11 protein-coding genes, 1 tRNA gene and 1 pseudogene are annotated in these 12,325 nt (G+C 73.8%); 5 read left to right on the plus strand and 8 right to left on the minus strand.

All coding sequences use genetic code 11. From position 1 onward, the window contains the following. Nucleotides 1–1,164, minus strand: a 1,164-nt coding sequence (locus tag GV126_RS15140) for a DUF6716 putative glycosyltransferase (protein ID WP_159666733.1), incomplete at its 3' end; no start/stop codon positions are given. Nucleotides 1,165–1,363: 199 nt separating this feature from the next. Between GV126_RS15140 and GV126_RS15145 the strand changes: the two genes are divergently transcribed. Both GV126_RS15145 and GV126_RS36480 read left to right on the plus strand, forming a co-directional pair. After that, nucleotides 1,364–2,341: a glycosyltransferase family 2 protein gene (locus GV126_RS15145; protein WP_159666735.1), complete on the plus strand. Its 978-nt coding sequence runs from the start codon at nucleotides 1,364–1,366 to the stop codon at nucleotides 2,339–2,341. Further along, nucleotides 2,338–3,609, plus strand: a pseudogene (locus GV126_RS36480) (alpha-2,8-polysialyltransferase family protein); the annotation flags it as partial. The gene GV126_RS15145 and the pseudogene GV126_RS36480, both read left to right, overlap by 4 nt. Nucleotides 3,610–3,825: 216 nt before the next feature. On the opposite strand, the gene GV126_RS15155 reads toward GV126_RS36480, so the two are convergent. The 5 genes from GV126_RS15155 to GV126_RS15175 form a co-directional block, all read right to left on the minus strand. After that, on the minus strand, nucleotides 3,826–4,719 hold the full coding sequence (locus tag GV126_RS15155; RefSeq protein ID WP_159666737.1) for a DMT family transporter: 894 nt from the start codon (nucleotides 4,717–4,719) through the stop codon (nucleotides 3,826–3,828). A gap of 293 nt (nucleotides 4,720–5,012) precedes the next feature. Further along, nucleotides 5,013–6,038 (minus strand): L-idonate 5-dehydrogenase, encoded by a 1,026-nt coding sequence (locus tag GV126_RS15160; RefSeq protein ID WP_159666739.1) that lies wholly within the window; start codon nucleotides 6,036–6,038, stop codon nucleotides 5,013–5,015. A gap of 9 nt (nucleotides 6,039–6,047) precedes the next feature. Then, nucleotides 6,048–6,812 carry an SDR family oxidoreductase gene (locus GV126_RS15165; protein WP_159666742.1) on the minus strand — a complete coding sequence of 255 codons (765 nt, stop codon included), beginning with the start codon at nucleotides 6,810–6,812 and terminating at the stop codon, nucleotides 6,048–6,050. A gap of 18 nt (nucleotides 6,813–6,830) precedes the next feature. Further along, nucleotides 6,831–8,228, minus strand: a complete 1,398-nt coding sequence (locus tag GV126_RS15170; RefSeq protein WP_159666745.1) for a GntP family permease — start codon at nucleotides 8,226–8,228, stop codon at nucleotides 6,831–6,833. A gap of 94 nt (nucleotides 8,229–8,322) precedes the next feature. Further along, nucleotides 8,323–8,847: a gluconokinase gene (locus GV126_RS15175; protein ID WP_159673726.1), complete on the minus strand. Its 525-nt coding sequence runs from the start codon at nucleotides 8,845–8,847 to the stop codon at nucleotides 8,323–8,325. Between the two features lie 143 nt (nucleotides 8,848–8,990). On the opposite strand from GV126_RS15175, the gene GV126_RS15180 reads away from it, so the two are divergent. Continuing rightward, nucleotides 8,991–9,692: a FadR/GntR family transcriptional regulator gene (locus GV126_RS15180; RefSeq protein ID WP_159666748.1), complete on the plus strand. Its 702-nt coding sequence runs from the start codon at nucleotides 8,991–8,993 to the stop codon at nucleotides 9,690–9,692. Nucleotides 9,693–9,761: 69 nt separating this feature from the next. On the opposite strand, the gene GV126_RS15185 is transcribed toward GV126_RS15180, so the two are convergent. Next, entirely contained in the window at nucleotides 9,762–10,136 is a 375-nt protein-coding gene (locus tag GV126_RS15185) for a YchJ family protein (protein WP_159666751.1), read from the minus strand. 226 nt (nucleotides 10,137–10,362) lie between these two features. Here GV126_RS15185 and GV126_RS15190 point away from each other — a divergent pair, with 226 nt between their 5' ends. Together GV126_RS15190 and GV126_RS15195 are read left to right on the plus strand one after the other, a co-directional pair. Further along, a complete protein-coding gene (locus GV126_RS15190; protein WP_028422888.1) occupies nucleotides 10,363–10,674 on the plus strand; it encodes a dsRBD fold-containing protein in 312 nt (103 codons plus the stop codon). A gap of 26 nt (nucleotides 10,675–10,700) precedes the next feature. Next, nucleotides 10,701–11,996, plus strand: coding sequence for a phosphoribosyltransferase family protein (locus GV126_RS15195; protein ID WP_159666754.1), 1,296 nt, complete (start codon nucleotides 10,701–10,703; stop codon nucleotides 11,994–11,996). An 85-nt stretch (nucleotides 11,997–12,081) separates the two neighbouring features. Here GV126_RS15195 and GV126_RS15200 read toward each other — a convergent pair. Next, a tRNA-Leu gene (locus GV126_RS15200) sits at nucleotides 12,082–12,168 on the minus strand. Nucleotides 12,169–12,325 lie beyond the last annotated feature (157 nt).

The raw sequence follows: 12,325 nt of genomic DNA on the forward strand, positions 1-12,325 counted from the left end.
GGGCGGCAGGGCGCCGGGGGTGTCCAGCAGGGCGGCGATGCGGGCGCGGGCGGCGTCGAAGGCGGTGCCGTAGGACCCGTCGGCGGCGACGCCCTGCCGGGCCGTCCACTCCTTGTCGGGCTCCGGGCGGTGGCCGGCGTCGAGCTGGTCCCAGGAGGCCAGGCAGCCGGAGCCGAGGAAGTGGTGGTTGCCGAGCGCCTCGCGGACCCCGAGGTCGGTGAGGACCGCGGTGGGGATGCGGCGGTGCAGGGCCTCCAGCGCGGCGGGGGGGCTGACCGTGACCAGCAGGGCGGGGCGGTCCAGGGCCTCGCCCCTGTGCCCGTAGACCAGGCGGGGGGTGGGCGGCAGGCCGGGCTTCTGGGCCAGCTTCTGGTAGGGCAGCTCCTCGATGTGGGTGGTGTGTTCGCCGGGCTTGGAGCGCAGCTTGAGCAGCACCTCGCGTTCGGGGTGCAGCCGGGCGTGCCGGATCAGCCGGTCCAGCAGGTACGTGCGGTCCGCGCGGCCGTCCGGGACGGACGGCTGGGCGGCGAACACCACGGTGTACGGCTCGTGTTCACCGGTGTACGGCGCTCCGCCGAGGAACGGCAGGGCCCCCTCGGTGACCGCCGACGCGTCCGCGCCCACGCCCTCGTACACGGCGCGGAACCGCTCGGCGTCCTGGCGGGAGTTGGCGAGCACCAGGTCCGCCCCGTGCCGCAGCAGCAGCCCGTCGGCGAGCTTTTCGTAGACGACGCCGACGTACCCGGTGACGACGACGGGCCGCCGGGCGCGGCCCTGCCAGATCCGCTTCAGGCCGTGCAGCATCGCCTGGACGCCGCCGCCGACGAGGGCGAGGACGAGGACGTCGTACGGCTCCTCGCCCGCGGCCGGCTCGTCCATGGCACGCAGGAACTCCACGGCGCTCACCTCGCGGAGGGTGTCCGCGCGGACGCCGACCTCCGTGAGCTGGCGGGGGGTGGGAGTGGCGCGGCCCCGCAGGAGGTAGCCGTCGAGCCGGAGGTCCGCGCCCTCGGGGGTTTCGAGGGCTTCGCGGTTCTTGGGCTCTTCGAGGTTTCCGGGCTGTTCGGTGATCAGGCGCCGCGCGGTGAGCGCGCCCCATTTCCACCGGGTGTCGGAATCCGCGAGAACGGCGACGCGCCGGGCCTTCTTCGCACTTGCTGGCACGTCGAAGACCGTAGGAAGGCATTTCTAGGTTCCGCCCAACCGGAATGCAACAACCGGTGAACAGCACACCGCCGAATGCGGAATCAGCCCCGGACCGGGCCGGAGAACAGCCCGGTTCACGGCATCGCCACGCGTCGTTCACCGCCGGTCAAACCACAGGTAAAGACGCAGGCGGGGGCCGCACCCTAACGTCACGTGCGTGGTCAAGCTCTCCGTCATCGTGCCGTTCTACAACGTGCAGCAATACGCGTCCGACACCTTGCGAAGTCTGCGCGCGAACGCGCGCGAGGATGTCGAATTCGTCCTCGTCGACGACTGTTCGCGCGACGAGACCCCGGACATTCTCGCGCGTGCCGAGCGCGAACTGCCGGGCGCGGTGTACGTCCGGCGCGAGCAGAACGGCGGGCTGGCGACCGCGCGCAACACCGGGATCGACCGGGCCCGCGGCGAGTACCTGACGTTCCTGGACGGCGACGACTGGCTGGAGCCCGGCTACTACCCGCGGCTGCTGGCCGCCATCGAGGACCTGGGCTGCGACTTCCTGCGCACCGACCACGTGCAGTGCACCGGACGGTCCCGCACGATCCACCGGGTGCCGCACGGCCGGCGCGGCGTGGTGCTCGACCCGCGGGAGGCGATCCTGCCCGCCGACCGCTCCACGTCGGTGGACTACCCCTACGCCTGGGCGGGCGTCTACCACCGCCGCCTGGTCGACCGCGGCCTGCTGCACTTCACCGACGGGCTGCGCACGGCCGAGGACCGGCCCTGGATATGGAAGCTGCACCGGGAGGCGGACTCCTTCGCCGTGGTGAGCCTGCTCGGCGTGCGCTACCGGCGCGGAGTGGCCTCCTCGCTCACCCAGATCGGTGACGTGCGCCAGCTGGACTTCCTGCGCGCCTTCGACCAGGTCGTCGCCGAGACCGCCCGGGACGCCGAGGCATCGCGGCTGCTGCCGAAGGCGGTGCGCACCTACTGCGCGATCATCGCCCACCATCTCGGCTCCATCGAGCGGTTCGAGCCGGCCGTGGCACGGAAACTGAAGTCGCTGAGCGCGGCGGCCCTGCGCCGCATGCCGCAGGACGTCCTCGACGAGGCGCTGGACTCCATGGACGTCCAGCGCGCCACCCGGCTGCGCCGGCTGCGCCGCCGCCCCATCGCGCCCGGAGCCGCCGCGTGACCACGCAGATCTTCCTCGCCTCGACGCTGTACGGCACCGCCACCCTGGCCGCCGCCCTGGACTCCGACTGCTTCGGCCCGGCCGACCGCCGGATCCTGCTGGTCTGCAACAACGCCGCGACGCCCGAGACGACCCCGCCGCTCGACGAGCAGGCCGGCTTCGAGCGGCTGCGGGACCGCTTCGACGACGTGGTGTCGTGGAACGAGACCATCTCCCCCTTCCACCCGGGCGGCTGGGCACCGCGCCCGGACGACGTCCCGCTGTGGGAGCGGTACCTGCGGCTGCTGTGGCGGCTCGGGGACGACGACGTCGAGCTGGTCGTGGAGTCCATCCAGGTCAACCCGGCGCTCGGGGTCTGCCAGATCTTCACCGGCGCCCCGGTCACCGTCTACGCCGACGGCCTGATGAGCTACGGCCCCACCCGCAGCAAGATCGACCCGCTGGTCGGCACCCGCGTCGACCGGGTGCTGCACCTGGACCTGGTGCCCGGCCTGAAGCCGGTGCTGCTCACCGAGTTCGGCGTGGCGGCGCGGACCGTCCCCACGGACGCCTTCTCGAAGGTGCTGGCCGAACTGGCCGACACGGCCGCCGGCGTGCCCGAGGTCCCGGACGGCTCGGCGCTGCTGCTCGGCCAGTACCTGTCCGCGCTGGACATCCTCACCGCCGAGGAGGAGGAAGCGCTGCACGTGCGGATGGTGCGCGGCGCGGTCGCGCTCGGCCACACCCACGTCGTCTTCAAGCCGCATCCCTCGGCGCCGGCCCGCTGGTCGCGGGCGCTGGAGCAGGAGGCCGAGAAGCTGGGCGCCGCCCTGACGGTGCTGGACACGCCCGTCCTCGCCGAGGTGCTCTACCAGCGCATACGCCCCGCCCTGGTCGTCGGCTGCTTCTCCACCGCGCTGCTGACCGCCTCGGCGCTGTACGGGCTGCCGGTCGCCCGCACCGGCACGGAGCTGCTTCTGGAGCGGCTGACCCCGTACGAGAACAGCAACCGGATACCGGTGACGATCGTCGACGCGCTGCTGCCCGACCTCGCCGACGCGGCGGCGGTGACCGGGCAGCGGCGGGAGACCACCGTCGAGGCGCTGACCGAGCTGGTGCGGGCGGTGGCGTACGCCATGCAGCCGAAGATCCACCCGGGTCTGCGCCCGGAGGCCGAGCGGTACCTCGCCGCGCACCTCGACGCGCACACCCGCCGCTACTTCAAAGGCCCCCCGCCGGCCCCGCCGGCCCCGCCCGGCGGGGTGCCCCCCCCGCTGGGGCGCCGTCCGGGCCCCGGGCCCCGGGTCTGCCCGGGGGGGAGCGCGCCTGGGGGGGGGCGCCGCGGCGCGTGTCGCGGCCCGCGGGGCGGGCGGCGGGGCCGCTGGCGGGGATCGCGGGGGGGGGGGTTTCCCGGGGCGACGGGCGGCGCACCGAAAGGGGCGCCCGGCCGGGGGGGGGGGCGGGACGGGCGGCGATCGTCACCGGACCCGCCGGTGGTGCCGGCGTCAGCGGTGCTGGAGGTTCCGCTCCTGCCGCGGGGCCGTGGTGCCGCAGGGCATGGCCGGATGCATTCCGAGCAGGACGATCCCGGTGACGATCGCCGCCAGTCCGGCCGCCTCCCAGGTCAGGGCGCCGATGTCGGTGCGCAGCCGGTCGCCGAGGAAACCCACCCCGCAGGCGATCCCGGCCAGCGGCTCGGCCGCCGTCAGCGCGGGCAGCGACATGCGCAGCGGCGCCGTCTCGAAGGCGCTCTGCACCAGGATCAGCCCGGTGACCCCGATGACCAGCAGGCCGTAGGGCTGCCAGCCGGTGAACAGCTCCGTCCAGCCGCCCGCCGAGAACCGCTCCCCGCTCACCCGGGTCAGCGCGTCCTGCACGCCGTACAGCAGCCCCGCGGCCACCGCCAGCAGCACCGGCCCCCAGTTGAGCCGGGAGCGCTTGGCGAACGTGGTCAGCAGCAGGGCCGCGCCCACCATGGCGCCGATGATCAGCCAGTGCCGCAGTGGGTCGGTGATCGCGTTGCCCGCGCGCGGCTGACCGGCCAGGATGAACGCCGTCACCCCGCCGGCCAGCAGTGCGAGCCCCAGCCAGCCCTGGCGGCCCAGCGGCTGCCGGGTCTGTCTTCGGGACAGGGCCAGGGCGAACAGCAGGTTGGTCGCCAGCAGCGGTTCCACCAGGGAGATCTCGCCCCGGCCCAGTGCCAGCGCGCCCAGGACCATCCCGGCGATCATCAGGGCGAGGCCGCCCAGCCAGCGGGGCACCCTCACCAGGTCCAGCAGCAGCCGCGGGGAGAGGAAGTCGCTGAGCGGCGCCTGCTGGGCGGCGTTCTGCTGGAGGACGAAACCGAAGCCCAGGCAGCAGGCGGCGCTCACGGCGAGAATCAGAACCAGAACCGACACGCTGCGTACCTCGATCGTCAGGCCGGGTCACGGGGTCGTAATGGCCGACTGTAGCGTCCCCGGGCGCCGGCTGCTGCCGTGCGGACCCGGATTCGGGCCCCCGCCCCGGCCCCGGCACCGGCCCGGAATCCCGGTGGCGCCGCGTCCGCGGGCACCCGTACAGGGGTACGGGTCGGGCGGGCGTGTCGTTCAGGGGAGCGCCGTGGGCAGGGGGAGCGTCGTGGGCGGTGTCGTCGCGGGGAGCGCCGTGGCGCACGCCGCACGCGACCCCGTCTTGGAGCCCGTGGCGCGGGTCAGGCGCCGAGGTCCAGCAGCACTTTGCAGGACCGGGTGCGGTCGGCGGCCAGCGCGAACGCCGACTCGGCGTCGCCGACCGGGACCACCGCGCTGATCAGCGCGTCGAAGGCGGGCTCGGCGGCCAGCAGGCGCAGCGCCTCGTCGAACTCCGCGTCGAAGCGGAACGAGCCGCGCAGTTCGATCTCCCGGCTGACCAGGAGGTTCCCGGCGAAGGGCGAGGGGCCCGGCGGCAGCATCCCCAGCTGGACGACCACTCCGCCGCGCCGTACCAGGCGCAGGCAGGTCTCCAGGCCGGCCGCCGCCCCGGACGCCTCCACGGCCGCGTCCACCGCGGCCGGCCATCCGGCGTCGTCGGCGTCGTCGGCCCGTACGAGGGTGTCGGCGCCCGCGGCCGCGGCGTACGTCAGCGCTCGCGGCACCAGGTCGGTGACGGTCACCCGGGCGGCGCCCGCGGCCCGGGCCGCCGCGACCGCCAGGCAGCCGATCGGCCCGGCCCCGGTCACCAGGACGTGCCGGCCCCTGACGTCACCGGCCCGGCGCACCGCGTGCAGTGCCACCGACAGGGGTTCGGCGAGGGCGGCCCGGCGCGGGTCCAGGCCGGCCGGGAGCGGCCTGACCTGCTCGGCGGGGACGGCCAGACGGGCCGCGAAGCCGCCCTGGACGTGCGGGAGGCGGGCGGCGCTGCCGAGGTAGCGGGTGTCGCGGCAGACGTTGCGGTGCCCTGCCGCGCACTCCGGGCAGGTTCCGCAGCAGGTGGCCGGATGCACCGCGACCGGTGTGCCCGGGGCCGGGCCGGTGGCGCCGGGGCCGTGGGCGACGACCGTGCCCACGACCTCGTGGCCGAGCACCATCGGTTCGCGCAGCCGGAAGTCACCGACCCCGCCGTGCCGCCAGTAGTGCAGGTCCGAGCCGCACACCCCGCCGTAGCGGACCGCGACCAGCACCTGCCCGGGTCCCGGCTCGGGCTCCGGCAGGTCCTCGACCCTGAGATCGCCCCGACCGTGGATCACGCACGCCCGCACACCGGCCTCCTACAGCACGCTGGTCATGCCGCCGTCGACGTACAGCACCTGCCCGGAGACGAAGTCCGCGGCCGGGGAGGCGAGGAAGAGCACCCCGCCCACCAGGTCCTCGGTCCGCCCCCAGCGGCCGGCCGGGGTGCGGCGGCGCACCCACGCGCTGAACTCCTCGTCCTCGACCAGCGGCCGGGTCAGCTCGGTGTCGATGTAGCCGGGCCCCAGCCCGTTGACCTGGACGCCGTACGGCCCCCAGTCGGCGCACATGCCCTTGGTGAGCATCTTCAGCGCGCCCTTGGTCGCCGCGTACGGCGCGATGCCGGGGCGGACCACCTCGCTCTGCAGCGAGCAGATGTTGATGATCTTGCCGTGGCCGCGTCCGGTCATCCTCCGGGCGGCCTCGCGCCCGACGAGGAAGGCGCTGGTGAGATTGGTGTCCAGGATCCGGTGCCAGTCCGTGTCCGTGAACTCGGTCAGCGGGGCGCGCAGCTGCATGCCCGCGTTGTTGACCAGGATGTCGAGCGGGGCCACCCGCTCCTCGACGTCCGCGATACCGGCCGCCACCGCGGCGGAGTCGGTCACGTCGAACGCGGCGGTGTGCACCTGCTCGCCGGGCAGCGCGGCGGCTGCCTTCGCGAGCGCGTCGCCGTCGCGTCCGTTGAGGACCACCGTGCAGCCGGCCTCGGCCAGGCCGCGGGCCAGGGCCAGCCCGATGCCCCGGGAGGAGCCGGTGACCAGGGCCGTGCGGCCACAGATGTCGAAGAGCGGATGAGCCGTCATCGCCGTGCTCCCGGAGCGCTAGATGATCAGGGACAGGACGAAGACGAGGGCGCCGGCCACCACCGACAGGATCGTCTCCATGAACGACCAGGTCTTGATCGTCTGCCCGACGTCCAGCCCGAAGTACTCCTTCACCAGCCAGAAGCCGGCGTCGTTGACGTGGCTGAAGAACAGCGAGCCGGCGCCGATGGCCAGGACCAGCAGAGCGGTGTGGGTGGTCGACATGTCGGCCGCCAGCGGGGCGACCAGACCGGCCGCCGAGACGGTGGCCACGGTCGCCGAACCGGTCGCGAGCCGGATCACCACCGCGATCAGCCAGGCCAGCAGCACCGCCGAGATCGACCAGTCCTTGGATATGTCCAGGATCATCTGGCCCACACCGCAGTCGATCAGCGTCTGCTTGAAGCCGCCGCCCGCGCCCACGATGAGCATGACGCCCGCGATGGGCATCAGGCCCTTCTCGACGGTGGCGTTGATCCGCTCCTTGGTGAACCCGGCCGGGCGCCCCAGCGTGAAGATGCCCACGATCACGGCGGCCAGCAGCGCGAACAGCGGGGAGCCGATGACGTCGAAGACGCGCTGGGTGAGGTTCGCGGGGTCGTCGATGACGATGTCCACCAGCGCCTTGGCCAGCATCAGCACCACCGGCAGCAGCACCGTGGCCAGCGTGGCGCCGAAGCTCGGGCGCCGCTCGAGGTCGTCCGAGGCACGCTGCGGGATCATGCGGTCCGGGGCCTGGACGTCCACCCAGCGGCTGGCGACCTTGGAGAACAGCGGACCGGCGATGATCACGGACGGGATCGCGACGACGATGCCCAGCGCCAGCGTCACACCCAGGTTGGCCTTGACCGCGTCGATCGCGACCAGCGGACCGGGGTGCGGCGGGATCAGACCGTGCATCACGGACAGACCGGCCAGGGCCGGGATGCCGATCCGCATCAGCGAGTAGTTGCCGCGCTTGGCGACCATCAGCACCACCGGGATCAGCAGTACGATGCCGATCTCGAAGAACAGCGGCAGACCGACCACCGACGCGATCAGCACCATCGCCCACGGCATCGCCCGGCCCCCGGCCTTGGCCAGGATCGTGTCCACGATCTGGTCCGCGCCGCCGGAGTCGGCGAGCAGCTTGCCCAGGATCGCGCCGAGTGCGATCAGCACGCCCACGCTGGCCACCGTCGAACCGAGTCCGGTGGTGAAGCTGGTGATCGCCTTGTCCAGGGGCGCCCCGGCCACCGCACCGAGCACCAGGGCCCCGATGGTCAGCGACAGAAAGGCGTGCAGCTTGAACTTGGTGATGAGCAGGACGATGACGGCGATGCCCACGAGGACGGCGATACCCAGCTGGGCGTGTCCGGCCGAGGTGATCGGCGGGGGCGCGTCCGCTGCCAGCATCTCGACGCTGAGTCTGGTCACGGGGGTTCCCTTGCAGGTGAAGAGGGGTGGGGAGAAGAGCGGTGCCGCGATCGGCGACCGTGGGGTAAGGCGGCGGCGTTCAGGACGGCTCGCCTCAGATGGACTGCGTGGTGCGGTCGAGGTCCGCCAGCGCGGCCACGGCGCGCTCGGTGATCTCCTCGGGCGAACCCGAGACGTCCACCTCGACGCCGCGCTCGTCCGCCTGCAGCGGCTGGAGCGTGGCGAACTGGGAGTCCAGCAGCGCCGTCGGCATGAAGTGCCCCTGACGGTGCGCCATCCGATCCGCGATCAGCTCCTTGGAGCCCGTCAGGTGGACGAAGACGATGCCGGGAGCCGCGGCCCTGAGCCGGTCGCGGTAGGACCGCTTCAGCGCCGAGCTGCTCACCACCCCGCCGAGCCCGGCCCGTCCGTGGGCCCAGGCGCCGATGGCGTCCAGCCACGGCCACCGGTCGTCGTCGTCGAGCGGGACTCCGGCCGACATCTTGTCGATGTTGGCCTGCGGATGGAAGTCGTCTCCCTCGGCGTACGGGACGCCGAGCCGGTCCGCGAGCAGGGGACCGATCGTGGTCTTGCCCGTGCCGGCGACGCCCATCACCACGACGACGTGGGGGGTGCGCATCACTGCCTCGCTGTCTTCCTCGACATGGGACGCCGTCACTCGGCGTCCGCCTCACTGAAACCTATTAGGTATGACGAATTCAAGAGACTGTGACATACAAGTCTGACTTTTTTGAATCGTGATCCACACCGTACGCTGAGTGCATGAGCACACCGGGCCGGGGGCTGCACGGCCATGTACTGGACACCCTCGGCCCCGCCATCACCGCCGGGGAGTACCCTGCGGGCAGCGTCCTGCGGACCGACGAACTCGCGCAGCGCTTCGACGTGTCACGCTCCGTCATGCGCGAGGCCGTACGGGTCCTGGAGTCCATGCACCTGGTCGCCTCCCGCCGCCGCGTCGGCGTGACGGTCCTGCCGTCCTCGGAGTGGAACGTCTACGACCCGCAGGTCATCCGCTGGCGCCTGGCCGGCGCCGACCGCCCGCGCCAGCTGCGCTCCCTGACGGTGCTGCGCTCGGCCGTCGAGCCCGTCGCGGCCGGACTGGCCGCCCGGCACGCCACCGCCGAGCAGTGCTCCGAGCTGACCGAGCGCGCGCTCGGCATGGTCGCCAACTCACGCGGCCACCGGCTGGAGCAGTACCTCTTCCACGACGTGGCCTTCCACCGCGTGATCCTCAACGCCTCCGGCAACGAGATGTTCGCGCGCCTCGGCGACGTCGTCGCCGAGGTCCTGGCCGGCCGCACCCACCACGAGGTCATGTTCGAGGACCCCGACCCGGCCGCCGTCACCCTGCACGTAAAGGTCGCCGAGGCGGTCCGCGAGGGCGACGCGGCCCGCGCCGAGCAGCTCACCCGCGAGATCACCGAGGGCGCCCTGCAGGAACTGGACATCCTGGCGCCGTAGCCGCAGGCGGGTGCTGCGGCCGGGCGGTGCCGCGGCTGCGACAGGACGTTTTCCGGGGCGGCACGTCCCCTACGACAGGAAGTCCCCGTCCACGTACACCCATGCCCCGTCCACCCGCTCGAACCGGCTGCGCTCGTGCAGCACACCGCCCCGGTAGGACGCCCGGAACGTCACGGTCCCGGTGGTGTGGAAGGCGGACCCGCCCGTGGTCTCCACCACCTCCAGGCCCGTCCAGCGCATCGTCGGGTCCAGGTCCAGCCGCGCGGGCCGGGTCCGCGGATGCCAGGTCCGCAGCAGGTACTCCGCCTGCCCGCGCACGAAGGCGCAGTACCGCGACCGCATCAGCGCCTCGGCGGTCGGCGCCGCCGCGGCGCCACGGTGGTAGCGGCCGCAGCAGGACTCGTACGGCTCGGGCAGCCCGCACGGGCAGGAACGCGAGGGCATGGCCCTCATTCTGCCCGCCCGGACCGGCCGCCCCGGCACCGGTGCCGGGCGCCGATCCGTCGCCCGCTTTCTCGCCCGCGCGGCCCGCACGCGACCGAGGCACAGTGGAAACAGTGGAAGGTGCGGACGCGAATGCCCCGTGCCACACGCGAGGGCCCCGCGCGGGACGACGGCGTTTCCCCGCGCGAGCCGAGGGGAGACGGACCGAGCTGAGGGGAGACGGACGATGACGCGACCCGTCGACAGCCGGCCGGCGTCCGTCAAGGAGTGGCGGCTGAACCTGTACCTGTCCGAGCACGACCCGGAGACCACCGCCCGGATCGTCCTCGACACCGGCGACAACGTCCTCGAAACCTGCGCCGAGGCACGGCGCAACCCCTACGACACGGCCGTGCCCGAGATCGGCGACGAACTCGCCGCCGGGCGCGCCCTGGTCGCCCTCGGCCGTGAGCTGCTGCGCGCCGCCGCGGGCGACATCCAGGCGAGCGGAGCCCCGGAGGCGAGCCCGCCCGCCCCGCTCTGGTCGGCCCGGGAGTGACCGGACCGCGACGAAGGAGCCGCACGGTGTTCTTCCCCGATCGTGACGAAGCCGGCCGACGGCTCGGCGCCCGGCTCGCGGACCACCTGGCGGGCCGGGACGTCGTGGTGCTCGGGCTGCCCCGCGGCGGCGTGCCCGTCGCCGCGGCCGTCGCGGCCGCCCTCGGCGCCCCGCTGGACCTGTGCCTGGTACGGAAACTGGGCGTGCCCGCGCAGCCGGAGTTGGCGATGGGCGCCGTCGGCGAGGACGGCGTGCGCGTACTCGACCAACGGATCCTGCGCGAGGCCGGTATCGCACCGGAGGATCTGGCGCGGGTGGAGGAGCGCGAACGCCGGGAGCTGGCCCGGCGGGCCCCCCGCTACCGGGGCGGACGCCCGCCCGTCCCCGTCGCCGGACGGACCGCCGTCGTGGTCGACGACGGGGTCGCCACCGGGTCCACGGCCCCCGCCGCCTGCCGCACCGTACGGGCCAGGGGAGCGGCGCGGACCGTGCTGGCCGTGCCCGTGGCGCCGCCGGACTGGACCGCGCGGCTGGCCGGGGAGGCCGACGAACTGGTCAGCCTGGCCACCCCGAGCCACTTCTTCGCCGTCGGCCAGTTCTACGAGGACTTCGCCCAACTGGAGGACGAGGACGTCATCGCCCTGCTGCGCCGGCCGCCCTCCGGGTCGGTCCACGCGCCCCTGGACGAGGAGGTGGCGGTCACGGCCGGCGCCGTGCGGCTCGGCGGCCGGCTGACCGGGCCCGCGGGCGCCCCCGGGATCGTGCTCTTCGCGCACGGCAGCGGCAGCGGCCGGCACAGCCCGCGCAACCGTTTCGTCGCCGAGGGGCTGAACCGCGCCGGCCTGGGCACCCTGCTGTTCGACCTGCTCACCGAGGAGGAGGCGGGCGAGCGGGACAACGTCTTCGACACCGGGCTGCTGGCCGCGCGGCTCGCCGCCGCCACCGCCTGGCTGCGCGGCCGGCCGGAGGCCGAAGGTCTCGCCGTCGGCTACTTCGGCGCCAGCACCGGCGCGGCCGCCGCCCTGAGGGCCGCCGCGGAACCGGACGCGCACATCGCCGCCGTCGTCTCCCGCGGCGGTCGGCCCGACCTCGCCGAAGGCGCGCTGGCGGCCGTCACCGCGCCCACGCTGCTCGTCGTCGGCGGCGCCGACCGCGTGGTACTGGACCTCAACCGCCAGGCGCAGGCCCGGCTGACCTGCGAGAACCGGCTGGAGATCGTCCCCGGCGCGACCCACCTGTTCGAGGAGCCCGGCGCCCTGGAGACGGTGACCGACCTGGCCCGCGACTGGTTCACGGACCACATGGCGGCGGCCCACGTGTGAGCGCGAGAGGCACGGGGGAGGGGCCACGGGGCAGGGGGACATACGACAACGGTGCCGACCGTGACCGGTCGACACCGTTGCTGTGTGGTGTCCGAGGGGGGACTTGAACCCCCACGCCCTATACGGGCACTAGCACCTCAAGCTAGCGCGTCTGCCATTCCGCCACCCGGACGGGGTGTGTGCCGCGCGGTGTTCCCCTCGCGGCGACGAAGGAAACATTACCAGGCTTTCGGCGGGGGGCGGTTCCCCCCCCCCCCCCCCCCCCGCCGGCCCCCCCCCCGGGGGGGGGGGGGGGGGGGGGGGACCCCCCCCAGCCCGCCCCTTTTACA

The organism is Streptomyces mexicanus, assembly GCF_902506575.1.
Classification (GTDB): domain Bacteria; phylum Actinomycetota; class Actinomycetes; order Streptomycetales; family Streptomycetaceae; genus Streptomyces; species Streptomyces mexicanus.

Bases quoted from the DNA above. Each gene is read 5' to 3' on its own strand.
- GV126_RS15180 (WP_159666748.1), top strand. From the start codon at position 8,991: ATGAGCACACCGGGCCGGGGGCTGCACGGCCATGTACTGGACACCCTC.
- GV126_RS15190 (WP_028422888.1), top strand. From the start codon at position 10,363: ATGACGCGACCCGTCGACAGCCGGCCGGCGTCCGTCAAGGAGTGGCGG.
- GV126_RS15165 (WP_159666742.1), bottom strand. From the start codon at position 6,812: ATGACGGCTCATCCGCTCTTCGACATCTGTGGCCGCACGGCCCTGGTC.
- GV126_RS15175 (WP_159673726.1), bottom strand. From the start codon at position 8,847: ATGCGCACCCCCCACGTCGTCGTGGTGATGGGCGTCGCCGGCACGGGC.
- GV126_RS15185 (WP_159666751.1), bottom strand. From the start codon at position 10,136: ATGCCCTCGCGTTCCTGCCCGTGCGGGCTGCCCGAGCCGTACGAGTCC.